Consider the following 17781-nt stretch of genomic DNA (forward strand, 5'->3'; position numbering starts at 1 on the left):
CGGCATGCCGACAACCATCCTGGTGGTCGACGACAGTCGTACCAAGCGTTACCTGCTGGTCAGCTGGTTGACCCGTTCCGGGTTCACGGTGCTGGAGGCCGAGAACGGCGCCGAGGCGTTGGCTCGGGTCGAGGTGGACCGGATCGACCTGGTGGTCCTCGACGTCCGGCTGCCCGACCTGAGCGGCTACGAGGTCTGCGAACAGATCAAGGCGCGGCACCCGGCGATGCCGGTGATCCACGTGTCGGCGCACGCCGTGGACGTGGCCGACCGCGCCCAGGGGCTGACCCGGGGTGCCGACGCGTACCTGACCGAGCCGATCGAGCCCGAGGAGCTGATCGCCACCACCCGGGCGGTGCTGCGCTACTACCAGGCCCGCCAGCGCGCCGAACTGCTCGCCGAGCGGCTGCTCGGGTTGGCCGACACGACAGTCGCTGTGCACGCGGCGCCGACCTTCGCGCGCCTGCTGGAGGCCGCAGCCGAGGGCGCCGCGCAGATCTTCAAGAGCCCGGCCGCGGTGATCGCCGAAACCTTCGACGGCGACTGCCTCGCGGGTGTCTGCGCCGGTCCCGGCGCGGTGGCCACCGTGGTGCCCTGGGTCGTCGACGACACCGGTGTGCCCACCGGTGCCACGGTCCGGGTGGAGACCCCAGCGAACTGGGCGCTCGTCGACTGGCCGGCGGACGACACGGTGACAGTCGCCGCCGCCCGACTGCGCGAGGACCGGGCTCCGCTGTACGTGGTGGTCCCGACCGCCACCCAGACCGCACGGACCCCGGTGCTCAAGCAGTTGGCTCAGGCGGTGGCGGCGGCCGTGGAGGGGCAGCGCTCGTTCGACGAGGAGCACCGGATCGCTGTCACCCTCCAACGCAGCCTGCTCCCGCGTGGGCTGCCCACAGTGGCTGGCCTGGACCTCGCGGTGCGCTACGAGCCGGCCAGCGCGCAGACCGAGGTGGGCGGCGACTTCTACGAGCTGGTGATGCTCGACGGGCACCTGCTGCTCGCGATCGGGGACGTCGCCGGCCACTCACTGCACGCGGCGACAGTGATGGCCGAGCTGCGGCACGCGGTGCGGGCGTACGCGGTCGAGGGCCACCAGCCCGGCGAGATCCTGCACCGGGTCAACGAGCTGATGCGGACCCTGCTGCCGAACGAGTTGGCGACGCTCTGCGTACTGCTGATGCACCCGCCGACCGGACGGGTCCGGTTGGCCAGTGCCGGGCACCTTCCGCCGCTGATGATCATCGACGGCAAGGTCGAGTTCGTGCAGCACTCCGCTCCGCTGCTCGGCGTCCGCGCCCCGCGCCCGGACGACCTGGAGTTCGTGGTGCCGGCCGGCGCCACGCTGGTCTTCTACACCGATGGGCTGATCGAGCGGCGGGACGCCACCATCGACGAAGGGCTCGCCGCGCTGGCCAGCGTCGCCGCGACTGTCGACGGTGACCTGGACCGGTTCTGCGCCCGACTGCTGGTGGAACTGGCCCCACCGGAGATCCAGGACGACGTCGCAGTTGTCGTCCTGCGGCGTCGCTGATCTGTCAGCTCTCCTCAGCCAACTGAGCGGGCGTACGCGGCGGGGGACACCCCGGCCACGGCGGTGAAGTCACGGACCAGGTGGGCCTGGTCGCTGTAGCCGAGGTCGGCGGCGAGGTCAGCCCAGCTCAGCGGGCCACCGGCGGCCTGTTCGACAGCCTCCTGGAGTCGGTAGCGGCGGATCACCCACTTCGGCCCGACCCCCACGTACTCCAGGAAGAGCCGCTGCAACCGGCGGACCGGAACGTCGTGCCGCGCGGCGAAGTCGTCGACGCGCAGCACCGTCCGGTCGGTACGGATCGCCTCGGCCAGTCGGACGGCCTCCTCGGCCATCGGGTCCGGCTTCGGCTGCCAGGCGGTGAGGAGGGTGTCCAGCGCCCGGCAGCGCTCGTCGTCGCCGGCCGCCGAGGTGGGCGCTCCCGGAGGCGTGCCGGCGCTCACCGGGACGTCCGGGAGGGTCAGCCGGCCGGTGGGCAGCGGCACCCTACGGCCGGTCAGCTCACTGACCGGGCGGCGCCAGAACGGGTGGAAGCCGCCGGGGCGGAACTGCACCCCGGACACCCGGCCGGTGCCGTTGAGCGTGATCCGGAACAGGTCGCGGCCCACCCCGGCCACCTCGCCGGACTCGGGCCCGTCGTCGTTCCGTCGGAACACCACGTTCACCGCCGGGTGCGGCACGACCCGCTGTTCGAACGGCGCGCTCAACGCCCAGTCGATCAACCAGTAGTGCTCGACCCACTGACGCAGCGACTCCGCCGGCAGGTGTCGGCGGAAGCGCATCTCGCGCAGCAGACGCCCGGGGTCGAGAATGCCCCGGCTGTCGCCACGCGGTCGCTGTCGCATTTGTTCAAGACCACCCTCATACGCTGGCCCTATGTCCACTCAGACTAGCGAGCTGCTGGCGGCCGCCGCGCCGCGAACCGTCGATGTCGTACGGGGTGTCTCCGACGACCAGCTGGACCTGCCCACCCCGTGCAGCGATTACCTGGTCCGTGATCTGCTCAACCACCTCTTCCAGGTGGTGGTCAACTTTCAGGACCTGGCCGAGAAGCGGCAGGTGGAGTGGGCCGAGAAGCCCGACCACCTGGGCGACGGCTGGCGAGACCGCTTCGAGGTGGAGACCGGCCGGTTGGTGACCGCCTGGTCGGATCCGTCCACCCTGGAGGGCGTGTCGCCGGGCATGGGGATGCCGCAGCCCGTCATCGGCGGCATGGCCCTGCTGGACCTGACAGTGCACGGCTGGGATCTCGCGGTGGCCACCGGCCAGCCGTACCACCCAGCCCCGGAGGCGGTGGCCGAGTTGCATGCGCTGGTGGAGCAGTTGGGTCCCACCGCCCGCAAGATGGGCGTCTTCGCCGACCCCCTACCCACCCCAACCCCCAACCTGCCCCCCAACCCCACCCCCAACCTGCCCCCCAATCTGGCCCACGACCTGGCCCACCTCCTGACCCAAACCGGCCGCACCCCCACCTGGCCCCAAACCCCCTAACCCCCACCCCTCCGGCCCTCACCCCCACCCCCACCCCCACCCCCAAGGCCTTCCGCCCACCTGGTTGATCAAGAGGTTTGCGTCAGGTTCCGGCACGTTGGTGACGCAAACCTCTTGATCAACCAGGTGGGGGCGGGGTGGGGCAGGGGTGGAGGCAGGGGTGGGGGCGGGGTTGGGGCGGGGGCGGGGTTGGGGTTGTTGACTTGGGTATTCGCTGGGTGAATAGTTGGCTGGGTGTCTACGCCGCATGTCCTGCTCGGGTTGCTCGCAGGGGGCAGCCGGCACGGGTATGAGCTGAAGCGTGCGCACGACGAGCGGCTGCCGCGGGCTCGACCGCTGGCCTTCGGGCAGGTCTACGCCACTCTCGGTCGACTCGAACGCGACGGGCTGGTGGCTGCCGCCGCCCAGGACCGGGTGGGCGGGCCAGATCGCACCGCGTACGCGCTGACCGACCAGGGGCGGGTCACGCTGGACCAGTGGTTGTCCACTGTGGAAGCACCCATGCCGTACGTGGCCAGCACACTCTTCGCCAAGGTCGTGGTGGCGCTCCTGGTCGCCGACGTCGACCGGGCCCGTTCGTACCTGATCGCCCAGCGGGCCGCGCACACCGCGCGGCTGCGGGAGTTGACAGCGGTCAAGGCCGATCAGGCCGCCACCCTCAGCGATGTGGTCGCTGCCGATTTCGCGATCGCCCACCTCGACGCGGATCTGCGGTGGCTGCACGCCACCCTGGGCCGGGTCGCCGACTGGCACCGGGAGGTGCATCCGTGACGCAACTCCAGGCTCGCGGGGTGGTTCGGGCGTACGGCCCGACGCCCGCACTGCGCGGCGTGACGCTCGACGTGGCCGAGGGCGAGATCGTCGCCGTGACCGGGCCGAGCGGCTGCGGCAAGTCGACGCTGCTGCACTGCCTGGCCGGGATTCTCCGGCCGGACGCCGGCGAGGTCACCTGGCGTGGGCACCGCATCGACACCTGGTCGGAGGCGGCCCGGTCCCGGCTGCGGCGCACCGAGTTCGGGGTGCTGTTCCAGTTCGGTCAGTTGGTGGCCGAGCTGACCGCCGCCGAGAACGTCGCCCTGCCCCTGCTCCTCGCCGGCACGGGGCGGCGAGAGGCACGGACGGCGGCGTTCACCTGGCTGGAACGGTTCGGGGTGGCCGAGGTGGCCGATGTTCGGCCGGGTGAGATGTCCGGGGGCCAGCAGCAGCGCTGCGCCACGGCTCGGGCGCTGGTGACCGAGCCTCGGGTGCTCTTCGCCGACGAGCCCACCGGCGCACTGGACACGCTCGCCGGCGAGCAGGTCCTCACCCAGTTGGTCCGGCTTGCCCGCGAGCAGCGCACCGCCGTCGTGCTGGTCACCCACGAGCCGCGGATCGCCGCGTACGCGGACAGGGAGATCGTGCTGCGGGACGGCCTGGTGGACCACACCGGCCTGGGGCTTGACGTGCCGCTGGCCGGCGGTGCCCGGTGAGACCGGCGACGCTGCTCCGACTCGCGCTCGCCGGCACCCGCACCGACATCGCCCGGGTGGTGCTCACCGCGCTCAGCGCCCTGCTGGCGACAGTGGCCGGGCTGACGGCGCTCACCGTGTTGGCCATCCCCACCCCGGCGGCGACGGACGAGAACCAGAACAGGTGGTCGGAGCAGTACCACAACGCTCTGCTGGCGCAGCCCGGGTTGCGCGGCGGCACGGCGATCGCGCTGCTGATGCTGATGATCCCGGTGCTGGCGCTGGCCGGCCAGTGCGCCCGGCTCGGCGCGCCGGCACGGGATCGCCGGTTGGCCGCGCTCCGGTTGGCCGGCGCCACTCCCGGGCAGGTCACCCGGTTGGTGGTTCTGGAGACCGGCGTGGCTGCTCTGCTCGGCACGCTCGTCGGGCTGGGTGTCTATCTGGTCGGCCGCGATCTGCTGCACCGCCCGGATGCGCAAGGTCAACTGGCCCTACCCACCGACGTGCTGCCGTCGACCGGCGCGCTGGCCGGCGTGGTGCTCGGTCTGCCGGTCGTGGCGGCGCTGGCCGCCGCCCTGATGCTGCGTACGGTCACCACCAGCCCGCTCGGGGTCAGCCGCAAGGCCGCCCGCGAGCGTGGTCCGGGTCCGTGGGCCGGACTCCTGATCGGCTTCGGCGTGGCCTCGTTCGCGCTGATCCGCCCCGCGGTGAACTCGGTGGACGACACCGGAGGGCTGGCCTGGTTGGTGCCGCTGCTGTTCGCGGCGGGTGCGTTCGCGGCGATGATCGGGGTGGTGATCGGCACCGGCTGGATCTCGTACCACTGCGGCCGGTTGTTGCGACGGCACGCCCGCCGTGCCCCGGCACTGCTCGCGGCGGGCCGGCTGATGGCCGACCCGTGGGCGGGCAGCCGCACGTTCGCGGCGTTGCTCGCCGCGCTGATCTTCGGTGCCGGTGCGGCCGCGTTGCGCGCCCAGTTCGCCGCCCAGGACCAGCTCGACCGTGAGCAGAACCTGCTCGCCGGCGTGGACGAGCGTCCCGATTCGTTCTACCTGGACACCATGGACCTGGTCGACGCCGCTGTCGCGGTGGCCATCCTGATCGCGGCGGGCGGGTTGATCGTCGCGCTGGTCGAGGGGATCGTCGCCCGTCGACGCGCGTACGCCGCGTTGGTCGCCACCGGGGTGCCGCGCGCCACGCTGAGCCGTTCGGTGGCCTGGCAGGCGTTGGCGCCGGCCGTGCCGGCGATCCTGCTCGCGCTCGCCGTGGGCACGCTGCTCGGTCGTGGGCTCTTTCCCGGAGCCGTGCGGAGTGAATCGTCGACGGAGATCTGCACCGGCACGGACGCGCTCTGTGCCGACCCGGCCACCCGTGGGCAGTACATCCAGTTCGTCCGACTACCCGAGGTCAGGCGGGTCCCCGCCGTACCCCTGGAACACCTGGCGTGGCTCGGTGCCGGCGCGTTGGCAGCGGTGCTGCTGACGATCGGTGTCGGCCTGCTCTTCCTGCGCGCCAGCACCGCCCTGGACGAGCTGCGCACGACCTGAACCACTGTGCCCCCACCGGCCGGGTCAGGCGGCGAGCAGGCCGGAGGAGAGTGCGATCAGGGTGCCGACCACTGCCGAACAACAGCAGACCACCAGGCCGGCGACCACCGCGAGGATCAGCCAGACCCGGCGGTCCCGTGCGACCGCCGCCACGCTCGGTCGGCGGACGTCCTCGGCGGTTCCACCGTCACTATCCGAGGCCGGGGTCACCCCGGAAGTCTAGGCCGCGACATCCGCCGCGACCCGGAAAGGCCAGGCCGCGCATGTGCGACCCGGCCATGATCGCGCCCGATCATGGAAGCAGTGGTCTCCCCGAGCCGCCGAGGGGACCACCCCACCACCGAGCGCGATCATGCCGTCCCACGGGTCAGGCGTGGCCGATGCGGTCCAGGATCCAGGCGTTGATGAACGCCTCCTCGCGCCACGAGTCGTAGCGACCGCTCGGGCCACCGTGCCCGGCACCCATCTCGGTCTTCAACAGGTAGTCGCCGCCCGGGGCGACAGCCCGCAGCCGGGCGATCCACTTCGCCGGCTCCGAGTAGAGCACCCGGGTGTCGTTGAGGCTGGTCACCGCGAGGATCGCGGGGTAGTCCACGGCGGCCACGTTCTCGTACGGTGTGTAGGACTTCATGTACGCGTACACCTCGGGGTCGTCGAGGGGGTTGCCCCACTCCTCCCACTCGGTGACCGTCAGCGGCAGCGACGGGTCGAGGATCGAGGTGAGCGCGTCCACGAACGGCACCTGCGCCACGATCCCGGTGAACGCGTCCGGCGCGAGGTTGGCCACCGCGCCCATCAGCAGGCCACCGGCCGAGGCGCCCCGGGCGACCAGCCGGTCGCTTGCCGTCCAGCCGGCCTTGACCAGGTGCTGGGCGCACGCCACGAAGTCGGTGAAGGTGTTCTTCTTGGCCAGCAGCTTGCCCTGGTCGTACCACCGTCGGCCCAGCTCACCGCCGCCCCGGGTGTGCGCCACAGCGAAGACCACGCCCCGGTCCAGCAGGGACAGTCGGGCCACCGAGAACCACGGGTCCATGCTGGCCTCGTACGAGCCGTAGCCGTACAGCTCGCAGGGTGCCGAGCCGTCCCGGGGGGTGCCCACGCGGCAGACCAGTGAGATCGGCACCCGGGTGCCGTCGTCGGCGAGCGCCCAGTCGCGGTGCTGCTCGTACTCGGCCGGGTCGTACGGTCGCCCGTCCGGCCCGGGCAGCACCGGCTTCTGCTTCAGCAGCACCATCTGCCGGGTGACCAGGTCGTAGTCGTACACCGAGTCGGGGGTGATCAGTGAGGAGTAGCGCAACCTGACCTGGCCGGTGCGGTACTCCGGGTTGGCGTCCAACCCGACGCTGTACAGCGGCTCGGGAAAGTCGATGTCGTACCCGTCGTCACTGCCCACCGGCAGCACCCGCAGCCCGGTGAGCCCGTCGGTGCGCAGCGACACCACCAGGTGGTTGGCGAAGGCGTCGACGGCCTCCAGCCGGGTGCCGGGGGTGTGCTCGATCAACGGCACCCAGTCGCCCGGTACGTCCGCCGAGGTGAACGCCAGCGCGAAGTCCTCGGCGCCGTCGTTGTGCAGGATCAGGAAGCGGTGGCCGTGGTGCTCCACGGTGTATTCGACGCCCTGTCGGCGGGGGGCGATCACGGCCGGCGCGCCGGTCGGGTTGCCGGCGGGGATCACCAGCACCTCGCTGGTCACCTTGCTGTGCACGTCGATGAGGATGAACTTCTCCGACCGGGTCAGCTCCACCCCCACCCAGAACCGCTCGTCGTCCTCCTGGTGGACCACCACGTCGTCGGCGGCCGCCGAGCCGATGGTGTGCCGCCAGACCCGGTTCGGCCGCCAGGCGTCGTCCACTGTCACGTAGAACAACACGGAGGCGTCCGACGACCAGGCGGTGCCGTAGAACGTGTCCGGCACCTCGTCCGGGAGCAACTCGCCAGTGGTCAGGTCCTTCACCCGCAGGGTGAATCGCTCGTCGCCGGAGAAGTCGGTGGAGTAGGCCAGCCAGCGACCGTCCGGGCTGACGTCGAACGCGCCGAGTGAGAAGAAGTCGTGCCCCTCGGCCAGCAGGTTGCCGTCGAGCAGCACCTCCTCGCCGTCGAGCGGGGCGCCGTCGGCGCTGACCGGCGGGTCGGTCTCACCGTCGCGGACCGCCCGGCGGCACTGCACTCCGTACTGCTGCCCCTCGACCGTCCGGGTGTAGTACCAGTGCCCGCCCTTGCGGGTCGGCACGGACAGGTCGGTCTCCTGGGTGCGTCGGCGAGTCTCCTCGAACAGGTTGGCGCGCAGGTCGGCCAGGTGTGCCGTACGCGCGTCGGTGTACTCGTTCTCGGCGGTCAGGTAGGCGATCGTCGCCGGGTCGTCCTTGGCGGCGAGCCAGGCGTACTCGTCGACGACTGTGTCGCCGTGGTGGGTGCGCTCGCTGGGCACCCGCTTCGCCGCGGGCGGGGCAGTCTCGGTGGTCACGGCGGCCACGTTACCGGCCGGCAGCCGCAGCGCGCCGGACCAGCGGCATCCCGATACTCGCCACCACGGCTTTCGAACACATGTACGATGGCCCGCATGGCGGCAGCAGCGAGTTCCCTCGGCCGGTCCGGAGCCCTCGAGATCACCCGGCGGCTGGCGGCGATCTGCGGTCCACCGTTCTCCCGGCTGGCCGGGCCGGCCGACGAGGTGGCCGGGCGACCGGCGCGCTGGGTGGCCGTCCCGGGCGGCCCGCACGCCGCCGCCGAGGTGCTGCGGCTGGCCGCCGTGCACGATCTGGCGGTGGTGCCCCGAGGTGCGGGCACGAAGATCGACTGGGGTGCGGCCCCCGTTCAGGTCGACATCCTGCTCGACACCGGCCGGCTCGCCGGCATCGGTCACGAGCCGGTCGACTCGCTGGTGACCGACGTGGGTGCCGGCACTCCACTGCGGGCGGTGCAGGCCACCCTGGAGCGCACCGGGCAGCGGCTCGCGATGGACGCCCCCTCACCGGGCGCGACACTGGGCGGCGTGCTCGCCGCCGGCGAGTCCGGTCCGCTGCGCCACCGCCACGGCAGCCCCTGCGACCAACTGCTCGGTGTGCGTTACCTCGCCGCCGACGGCGAGCTGATCAGCGTCGGCGGTGGCGCGCCCGGCCTCGACCTGGCCCGCCTGCTCTGCGGCTCCCAGGGCGCGCTCGGCGTGCTGGTGTCGGCGAGCATGCGGGTGCAGCCGGTGCCGGCGAGCAGGCTCTGGGTGTCCCGCCCGGTGTGGACGCCGTTGGAGGTGCACGACCTGGTCCAGACGATCCTCGCCGCTCGGCTGGAGCCGTCGGCCATCGAGCTGGACCTGCCCGGAGGCACCCCCCGCCCACGTACGCCGTACCCGCCCGGTCACCCGGCGGCCACCGCCCGCGAGCGTCATCCGTCGATGTCCGGCCGGGCCGGCGCCCCGTCCCGGGCCGGCAGCCTGGTGGTGCTGCTGGAAGGCGGCCCCGCCGACGTCGGCGAGCGTGCCGAGCGGCTGGTCGGCCTGCTGCACGGGGAGGCGACGATCGCCCACTCCGCGCCGACGTGGTGGCGCCGCTACCCGTTCGCGCCCGGTGACACGGCGCTGCGCCTGGAAGTCCCGATCGGCGACCTGCACGCCGCCGTCTACGCGCTACGCGACGCTGCCGGAGCGCCGGTGCCGGTGCGCGGCTCCGCCGGGCTGGGCGTGGTTCATGCGGCACTGCCCGGGGCGTTGGCAGCCGACCGGGTGGCGTCCATCCTGGCCGCCGTCCGAGGGGTGCTGCTGGCCCGGCATGGCCGTTGCGTGGTGGTCTCCGCTCCGGCGGCGGTCCGCCAGGCGGTCGACCTCTGGGGCGAACTGGCCGGCCTGGCCCAGTTGCGGGCCGCGAAGCAGCACCTGGATCCGGAGCACCGGCTCGCACCCGGGCGGCTCCCCGGCGGCCTGTGAGGCCAGGTTGGCCGTCTGCCGGTGCGGCCCGGCCGGGTCAGCTTGTCGGCCGGTGCGGCCCGGCCGAGGTCAGTCCAGCCACCACCGGTGCATGTCCAGCAGCGGCGGGGTGAAACGGGCCACCAGCACCAGCAGACCGCCTACCGCACCGACCAGCAGCAGTGACCGGGTCGCCCGGGGTAGGGCCTCACGCGCCCGGGCGGCCAGCGCCACAGCGACGATCGCCAACGGCAGCGCGAGCACCGCACCCACCACGTAGAGCATCCCGACCACTGCGTAGAGCCAGAGGAACGGGTTCAGCCCAGCCATCCCGAACGGGATCATGTCCTTCGGGTCGTACGCGCCGGTCAGCATCTCGGCCGGGCCGACGCCGGCGGTCGTCATCCGACCGACGTAGAGCAGCAGCACGGCGACGAACGCGCCAAGGGTCGCGAGCTGCGCGACGATCAGGGCCCGGACTGCCGGCCGGGAGTACGACGTGACCTGCGCGACGCTCGTCATGACCGTCAATCTACCGAGCGGACCGGATATCCGAGGGCGGCGCGGCGGTCAGCTCGCGTCGTTGCGGAGCACCAGGACGGCGATGTCGTCCCGGGGCGGCTCGACCGAGAAGTTGATCGCCGCGGCGCGCAGCCGGGCGGCTACCACGTCGGCCGAATACCCGGCCAGGGGCGCTGCGGCGTCGCGCAGCCGATCGGTGCCGAACAGCTCCCGGCCGCGCCGCCGCTCGGTGACACCATCGGTGTAGAAGATCAGCGAATCGCCCGGCGCGAGCGTGATCTCCGCCGTCGGCGAGGTGATCGTGTCGAGCAGGCCGAGGGCGGTGCCGCCGGTGCCGACGAACCCGGCGCCGCCCGTTGCGGCCAGCAACACCGGCCGGTCGTGCCCGGCGAGGTGCAGCGAGACGTCCAACTGGCCACCCTCGCCCGGCCCGACCGCTGCCAGCGCGAGCGTGCAGTAGCGACCGCCACCGCGCTCGACAAGTGTCTCGTTGAGCCGTGCCAGCGCCTCCGGTAACGGTTTGCCGTCGCCGACCAGCACCCGGATCACGTCCCGGACCAGCCCGGTCACCGCGGCCGCCTGGACACCCTTGCCCGAGACGTCACCGATCACCACCAGCCACCGCCCGTCGGGCAGCGGCACCACATCGTAGAAGTCGCCGCCCACCTCGGCGTCGTCGCCGGTCGGGACGTACTCGGCGGCGAAGCCGATTCCGTCCACCAGCGGCAGCACCGGCGGCAGCAGAGACTGCTGGAGCGTCTGCGCCACCCGACGGCGTTCGGCGTGGATCCGGGCGTTCTCGATGGCCAGCGCGGCCCGCCGGGCCACGTCCTCCAACACTGCCACCTCGTCCGGGTCGTGCCGGTGCCGTTGGTGCCGCCCCACCGCCAGGGTCCCGAGCCGCTGCCCGCGGGCGATCAGCGGGACGGCGAAACCCTCCATCGGGCCGCCCAGGGGGATCTGCGCTGCGCTGCGGGACGCCTCGCGCAGGCGGGCCTGGATCGAATCGGGCCCGGTCTCCGCCAGCACCTTGTGCAACTGCGGAAGCATCGACTCGTCGGCGTGGCTGGCCGCCGCCAGCCGGAGCCGACCCCACTCGTCGGTGGTGTGCACCGCGCACCACTGGCCGAGTCGCGGCACCACCAACTGCGGCACCAGCGCCATGGTCAGGTCGACGTCGAGCGACTGGGCCAGCAGTTCGCTCGCCTCGGCCAGGAACGTCAGCCACACCTGCCGGCGGACGTCGGCCCGGCGCAGCCGGTCGTTCTCCAGGTGCAGCGACAGCCGCTCGGCGGTGAGCACCGCCAACGGTTGGGCGTACGCCGACGGCGCGGCGTCCAACTCCAACTCCCCGGCGTAGGGGCGGTGCACGGTCAGTGGCACCCGGAGCAGGTCGCTGTCGGGGCGGGGCGGCCGACCGAAGCGGGCCAGCACCTGGCGACCCTGACCGTCGCCCCGGTCCAGGCGGATCGTGCCGCCGGCTGCGCCCACCATCTCGGCGACCCGGCTGAGCAGGCTGGTGGCGAAGTCGGGCAGCGGGTCGTCCCCATACAGGTCGGGGGCGGTCTGCATGAGTTCGCTCATCGCACTGGCGCTCGGCGCGGACCCGTCGGTGCTCGTCCGGGGGCCGGCGTTGGCCGGTGTCGATTCGCCGATGCTCCCGCCGGAGGGCGGGTCGACGCCGGGGCGGTCCAGCCGGAACCAGACGCCCTTGCCGGTGGGCAGGTACGTGGTGCCCCAGCGGCTGGCGAAGTGGTCGACCAGCAGCAGGCCCCGGCCCCGCACGGAGACCTCGTTGATCTCGGTGGAGTCGTTGCGGTCGCCGACGGTCAGCTCGTCGCCGGAACCGGGGGCGAAGTCGGAGACGGTGACGGTCAACCCGATCTCGTCCGCGACGACCTCGATGTCCAGTTCGGTGCGGGCGTGCTCGACGGCGTTGGTGGTCAGCTCGGTGGTGAGCAGCAGCGCCTCGTTGGCCAGCTCGTCCAGGTGTGACTCGGTCAACACCGAGCGGACCACGGCGCGGGCGGCGGCCGGCGTACGGCGGTCGGCGGGCAGCCGCACACGCCGGACGGCCCCGTCCCGGGCCCCGGCCGTCGCGGGCCCCGCCTCGTCTGGCACCCCCGTATCCTCCACCGTCCCCCTGCCGGGTGCCAAGCCGATCACCGATCGCGGGCTGTCGCGTCGGTCAGCGGCACCGGTGGCAGCGTGCTGGGTGACGCGTCGAAACGACCGGTGCGGGGGCTGGGCGAGGTTTGCGGCGCGCCGTGCCGGCTCGACGCCGATCGGGCGGGTTGACGCGCGATCGATGCCACCTGGCGGGTCGCGCACCCTGGCACCACGGCGCGCGCGGGCACAATATGGGGTGCCGGTGTGTCCGCACGGACCGGCGCCCCCCGAGTTGAGCGAGGAATGATGACCACGTCGAAGCAGTCGGTGGCGGATCCGTCCGCGTCCGACCACGAGGCGCTCCTCGGTGAGTTGGCCGAGGCACTGCGACGGATCGGGCGCGGCGACCTGAAGGTCCGGCTTCCCCGCCGGGCCGGCGCGGCCGGTGAGGTGGCGGACGCCTTCAACGAGGTGGTCTCGCTCCAGGAGCGGCAGTACCTTGACCTGCGGCGGATCAGCCGGATCGTCGGTCGTGACGGCCGGCTCACCGAGCGGCTCGACGACGAGGGGCTGGACGGCTCCTGGGCGGAGGGGCAGCGGGCGATCAACTCGCTGATCGACGACCTGGGTCGACCGACCACCGAGATCGCCCGGGTGATCGTGGCGGTCGCCGACGGTGACCTGTCCCAGCACATGGCGTTGGAGATCGACGGTCGGCCGCTGCGCGGTGAGTACCTGCGCATCGGGCGCACCGTGAACACGATGGTGGACCAGCTGTCGTCGTTCTCCAACGAGGTGACCCGGGTGGCCCGTGAGGTGGGCACCGAGGGCAAGTTGGGTGGCCAGGCCGACGTGCGGGGCGTCGCCGGCACCTGGAAGGACCTCACCGACTCGGTGAACACCATGGCGTCGAACCTGACCGGCCAGGTGCGGTCGATCTCGCAGGTGGCGACGGCGGTGGCCAAGGGCGACCTGTCGCAGAAGATCACGGTCGGCGCGCGTGGTGAGGTGGCCGAGCTGGCCGCCACGATGAACTACCTCACCGACACGCTGCGGCTCTTCGCCGAGCAGGTGACCCGGGTGGCCCGTGAGGTGGGCACCGAGGGCAAGTTGGGCGGCCAGGCCGAGGTGCCGAACGTGGCCGGCACCTGGAAGGACCTGACCGACAGCGTCAACTCGATGGCGTCGAACCTGACCGCCCAGGTCCGTAACATCGCTCAGGTCTCGACGGCGGTGGCGCGCGGAGACCTGTCGCAGAAGATCACGGTGGCGGCGCAGGGCGAGATCCTGGAGCTGAAGGACACCGTCAACACGATGGTGGACCAGTTGTCGTCGTTCGCCGACGAGGTGACCCGGGTCGCGCGTGAGGTGGGCATCGAGGGCAAGTTGGGCGGTCAGGCCCAGGTGCGCGGCGTCTCCGGCACCTGGCGGGACCTCACCGAGAACGTCAACCAGTTGGCCGGCAACCTCACCAGCCAGGTCCGCAACATCTCCCAGGTCTCCACCGCCGTGGCGAAGGGCGACCTGTCGCAGAAGATCACGGTGGACGCCCAGGGCGAGATCCTGGAGCTGAAGAACACCGTCAACACCATGGTCGACCAGTTGTCGTCGTTCGCCGACGAGGTGACCCGGGTGGCCCGCGAGGTGGGTACCGAGGGCAACCTGGGCGGTCAGGCGCAGGTGAAGGGGGTTTCCGGCACCTGGCGGGACCTGACCGACAATGTGAACTCGATGGCGTCGAACCTGACCAGCCAGGTCCGCAACATCGCCTCGGTGACCACCGCGGTGGCGAAGGGTGACCTGTCGCAGAAGATCACCGTGGACGCGCGGGGCGAGATCCTGGAGCTGAAGTCGACTGTCAACACGATGGTGGACCAGTTGTCGTCGTTCGCCGACGAGGTGACCCGGGTGGCCCGCGAGGTGGGCACCGAGGGCAAGTTGGGTGGGCAGGCCCAGGTACGCGGGGTCGCTGGCACCTGGCGGGACCTGACCGACAACGTGAACTCGATGGCGTCCAACCTGACCGCCCAGGTCCGCAACATCGCCCAGGTCTCCACCGCGGTGGCGAAGGGTGACCTGTCGCAGAAGATCACCGTGGACGCGCGGGGCGAGATCCTGGAGCTGAAGTCGACTGTCAACACGATGGTGGATCAGCTGTCGTCGTTCGCCGACGAGGTGACCCGGGTCGCCCGCGAGGTGGGCACCGAGGGCAAGCTCGGCGGTCAGGCGCAGGTGAAGGGCGTTTCCGGCACCTGGCGCGACCTCACCGACAACGTGAACTCGATGGCGTCGAACCTGACCAGCCAGGTCCGCAACATCGCCTCGGTGACCACCGCCGTGGCGAAGGGTGACCTGTCGCAGAAGATCACGGTGGACGCCCAGGGCGAGATCCTGGAGCTGAAGTCGACTGTCAACACGATGGTCGACCAGCTGTCGTCGTTCGCCGACGAGGTGACCCGGGTCGCCCGCGAGGTAGGTATCGAGGGCAAGCTCGGCGGTCAGGCGCAGGTGAAGGGCGTCTCTGGCACCTGGCGCGACCTCACCGAGAACGTCAACCAGCTCGCCTCGACGCTGACCACGCAGTTGCGGGCCATCGCCCAGGTGTCCACCTCGGTGACCCGGGGCGACCTGACCCAGCGGATCGCGGTCAAGGCGCAGGGCGAGGTCGCCGAGCTGAAGGACAACATCAACCAGATGATCGTCACCCTCCGGGAGACGACGAAGAAGAACGCCGAGCAGGGCTGGCTGGACTCCAACCTCGCCCGGATCGGCGGCCTGCTGCAGGGTCAGCGCGACCTCGGCGAGGTCTGCCGCATGATCATGACGGAGGTGACTCCGCTGGTCGACGCCCAGCTCGGTGCCTTCTTCCTGGCCGACGACACCGACGGCAGCATGCGGCTGCGGCTGACCTCCTCGTACGGGTACGTGGCACGGGGGCACGACGTCACCTTCGGGCCGGGTGAGGGGCTGGTCGGGCAGACAGCGCTCTCCCGTCGCACGATCCGGGTCAGCGCCTCCCCGAACAGCCGTCTCACCCTGCGGTCCGGCCTGGCCGAGACACCCCCGTCCGACCTGGTGGTGCTCCCCGTGCTGTTCGAGGGCGAGCTGCTCGGGGTGATCGAGTTCGCCAGCGTGTCGGCCTTCTCCGAGCTGCACCTGTCGTTCCTGGAGCGGTTGGTGCTCACCATCGGCATCGCTGTCAACACCATCCAGGCCAACCGGCGTACGGAGGAGCTGCTGGCCCAGTCGCAGCGGCTGGCGCACGAGATGCAGGAGCAGTCGGCGGAGTTGCAGCGCACCAACGCCGAGCTGGAGGAGAAGGCCACTCTGCTGTCCGAGCAGAAGGGCAACATCGAGACCAAGAACCGGGAGATCGAGCTGGCGCGGCTGGGCCTGGAGGAGAAGGCGCAGCAGCTGACCCGGGCGTCGGCGTACAAGTCGGAGTTCCTGGCCAACATGAGCCACGAGCTGCGAACCCCGCTGAACTCGTTGCTGCTGCTGGCCCGTCTGCTGGCCGAGAACTCGGAGCAGAACCTCAGCCCGAAGCAGATCGAGTTCGCCCGGACCATTCACGGGTCCGGCTCGGACCTGCTGCGACTGATCGACGACATCCTCGACCTGTCCAAGATCGAGGCGGGCCGGATGGACGTCGAGCCGACCGAGATCCGCTTCACCGAGCTGCGCGGCTACGTCGAGCAGGCGTTCGCGCCGCAGGCCGAGGAGAAGAACCTGGACTTCCAGGTACGGGTGAGCAAGGATCTGCCGCCGGCGTTGGTGACCGACGCGCAGCGGTTGCAGCAGATCCTGCGCAACCTGCTCTCCAACGCTGTGAAGTTCACCGACAACGGCGCCGTGACGCTGCGGATCGCCCCGGCCGCGGAGAACGCGGTCTTCGACGTGCCGGCGCTGACGAACGCCCAGCAGGTGATCGCATTCACCGTGATCGACACCGGGATCGGCATCTCCGACGACAAGCTGTCGATCATCTTCGAGGCGTTCCAGCAGGCCGACGGCACTACCAGTCGCCGGTACGGCGGCACCGGCCTCGGTCTGTCGATCAGCCGCGATCTGGCCCGACTGATCGGCGGCACCATCACCGTGTCGTCCGCGCCCGGTCAGGGCTCGACCTTCACCCTGTTCGTGCCGCAGGTGCTGGCCCCGGACGCGGTGGTCGCGCCGCAGGCTCCGTCGCCGCAGCGCGCCGGGCTGCCGTCGTCGCTGTTGATGCCGCCGCTGGATCTGTTGCCGGAACGGCCGGAGGCACCTGCCACCCGTCAACTGGACGGCGCCACGGTGCTGATCGTGGACGACGACGTCCGCAACGTCTTCGCCTTGACCAGCGCGTTGGAGCTGCACGGGATGACCGTGCTGTACTCGGACAACGGGGCGGACGGTGTCCGTCTGCTGGCCGAGCATCCGGAGGTGGACATCGTGCTGATGGACGCCATGATGCCCGACCAGGACGGTTACGAGACCACCCGCCAGATTCGCCGCAACCACCGGTTCGCCGACCTTCCGGTGGTCTTCCTGACCGCGAAGGCGATGCCGGGTGACCGTGAGTCGGCGCTCGCTGCCGGGGGCAGCGACTACATCACCAAGCCGGTCGACCTGGACGACCTGATCGAACTGATGTCGTCCTGGATCAACGGCAGCCGGACCGAGGAGACTTCGTGACCCAGATGGCCAAAGCGCTGCTCGTGGACGACCGGCGGCAGAACCTGACGGCCCTGGAGGCGATCCTTCAGGGCCTGCCGGTCCAGTCCGTGGCGGTGGAGAGCGGCGAGGCGGCGCTCAAGCAGCTGCTGGTGGACGACTTCGCGGTGATCCTGTTGGACGCGCAGATGCCGGACATGGACGGCTTCGAGACGGCGAGTCACATCAAGCGCCGCGAACGGACCCGGCACGTGCCGATCATCTTCCTCACCGCCGCCGACCGGGACGCCCAGCTCGCCCTTCGGGGTTACCAGGTGGGGGCGGTGGACTACCTCACCAAGCCGTTCGACCCGTGGGTGCTGCGGGCCAAGGTGTCGGTCTTCGTGGAGCTGTGGGTGAAGACCCGGCAGCTCGCCACCCAGTCGGATCTGGTCCGGGAGCGCGACACGCAGTGGCGGCGGCTCACCGACGCTGTCGACGAGGCGACCGCGCAGCTCCGGTCGGACGACCCGGAGGTCCGCGACCGGGCGGTACGGCTGCTCGAACAGGCCCGTTGGGGCAACACCGCCTGACAGTGGCGGG

The 17781-nt window shown here is 71.4% G+C and carries 13 protein-coding genes; 8 read left to right on the forward strand and 5 right to left on the reverse strand.

Features of this window, described 5'->3' with window-relative positions; translation table 11 throughout:
- Nucleotides 1-4: 4 nt before the first annotated feature.
- Nucleotides 5-1534, forward strand: coding sequence for a SpoIIE family protein phosphatase (locus NIE111_RS04730; protein WP_238683210.1), 1530 nt, complete (start codon nucleotides 5-7; stop codon nucleotides 1532-1534).
- Between the two features lie 14 nt (nucleotides 1535-1548).
- Here the strand turns inward: NIE111_RS04730 and NIE111_RS04735 are convergent, their stop codons facing one another.
- Nucleotides 1549-2376 carry a helix-turn-helix domain-containing protein gene (locus NIE111_RS04735; protein ID WP_238683211.1) on the reverse strand — a complete coding sequence of 276 codons (828 nt, stop codon included), beginning with the start codon at nucleotides 2374-2376 and terminating at the stop codon, nucleotides 1549-1551.
- Nucleotides 2377-2407: 31 nt separating this feature from the next.
- Between NIE111_RS04735 and NIE111_RS04740 the strand changes: the two genes are divergently transcribed.
- From NIE111_RS04740 to NIE111_RS04755, 4 genes are all read left to right on the forward strand, one after another.
- Nucleotides 2408-3022 carry a TIGR03086 family metal-binding protein gene (locus NIE111_RS04740; protein ID WP_266303981.1) on the forward strand — a complete coding sequence of 205 codons (615 nt, stop codon included), beginning with the start codon at nucleotides 2408-2410 and terminating at the stop codon, nucleotides 3020-3022.
- 234 nt (nucleotides 3023-3256) lie between these two features.
- Nucleotides 3257-3793, forward strand: coding sequence for a PadR family transcriptional regulator (locus tag NIE111_RS04745; protein ID WP_238683212.1), 537 nt, complete (start codon nucleotides 3257-3259; stop codon nucleotides 3791-3793).
- Nucleotides 3790-4491, forward strand: a complete 702-nt coding sequence (locus NIE111_RS04750) for an ABC transporter ATP-binding protein (RefSeq protein WP_238683213.1) — start codon at nucleotides 3790-3792, stop codon at nucleotides 4489-4491. Before NIE111_RS04745 ends, NIE111_RS04750 begins: the two co-directional genes overlap by 4 nt.
- On the forward strand, nucleotides 4488-6017 hold the full coding sequence (locus NIE111_RS04755; protein WP_238683214.1) for an FtsX-like permease family protein: 1530 nt from the start codon (nucleotides 4488-4490) through the stop codon (nucleotides 6015-6017). The genes NIE111_RS04750 and NIE111_RS04755 overlap by 4 nt, the downstream gene beginning before the upstream one ends.
- Before the next feature lie 24 nt (nucleotides 6018-6041).
- Here the strand turns inward: NIE111_RS04755 and NIE111_RS04760 are convergent, their stop codons facing one another.
- A complete protein-coding gene (locus tag NIE111_RS04760) occupies nucleotides 6042-6227 on the reverse strand; it encodes a hypothetical protein (RefSeq protein ID WP_238683215.1) in 186 nt (61 codons plus the stop codon).
- Nucleotides 6228-6384: 157 nt separating this feature from the next.
- Nucleotides 6385-8481 carry a S9 family peptidase gene (locus tag NIE111_RS04765; protein WP_238683216.1) on the reverse strand — a complete coding sequence of 699 codons (2097 nt, stop codon included), beginning with the start codon at nucleotides 8479-8481 and terminating at the stop codon, nucleotides 6385-6387.
- A gap of 96 nt (nucleotides 8482-8577) precedes the next feature.
- Here NIE111_RS04765 and NIE111_RS04770 point away from each other — a divergent pair, with 96 nt between their 5' ends.
- Nucleotides 8578-9936 carry an FAD-binding oxidoreductase gene (locus NIE111_RS04770; protein WP_238683217.1) on the forward strand — a complete coding sequence of 453 codons (1359 nt, stop codon included), beginning with the start codon at nucleotides 8578-8580 and terminating at the stop codon, nucleotides 9934-9936.
- A 69-nt stretch (nucleotides 9937-10005) separates the two neighbouring features.
- Here the strand turns inward: NIE111_RS04770 and NIE111_RS04775 are convergent, their stop codons facing one another.
- Together NIE111_RS04775 and NIE111_RS04780 are read right to left on the reverse strand one after the other, a co-directional pair.
- Nucleotides 10006-10437, reverse strand: a complete 432-nt coding sequence (locus NIE111_RS04775) for a hypothetical protein (RefSeq protein ID WP_238683218.1) — start codon at nucleotides 10435-10437, stop codon at nucleotides 10006-10008.
- A gap of 48 nt (nucleotides 10438-10485) precedes the next feature.
- Nucleotides 10486-12558, reverse strand: coding sequence for a SpoIIE family protein phosphatase (locus NIE111_RS04780; protein ID WP_238683219.1), 2073 nt, complete (start codon nucleotides 12556-12558; stop codon nucleotides 10486-10488).
- A 294-nt stretch (nucleotides 12559-12852) separates the two neighbouring features.
- On the opposite strand from NIE111_RS04780, the gene NIE111_RS04785 reads away from it, so the two are divergent.
- Nucleotides 12853-17220 (forward strand): HAMP domain-containing protein, encoded by a 4368-nt coding sequence (locus NIE111_RS04785; protein ID WP_238683220.1) that lies wholly within the window; start codon nucleotides 12853-12855, stop codon nucleotides 17218-17220.
- Nucleotides 17217-17771, forward strand: coding sequence for a response regulator (locus NIE111_RS04790; protein WP_091395745.1), 555 nt, complete (start codon nucleotides 17217-17219; stop codon nucleotides 17769-17771). The genes NIE111_RS04785 and NIE111_RS04790 overlap by 4 nt, the downstream gene beginning before the upstream one ends.
- The last annotated feature ends 10 nt before the right edge of the window (nucleotides 17772-17781 follow it).

It is taken from the genome of Micromonospora hortensis, from assembly GCF_022230935.1.
Lineage (GTDB): Bacteria > Actinomycetota > Actinomycetes > Mycobacteriales > Micromonosporaceae > Micromonospora > Micromonospora hortensis.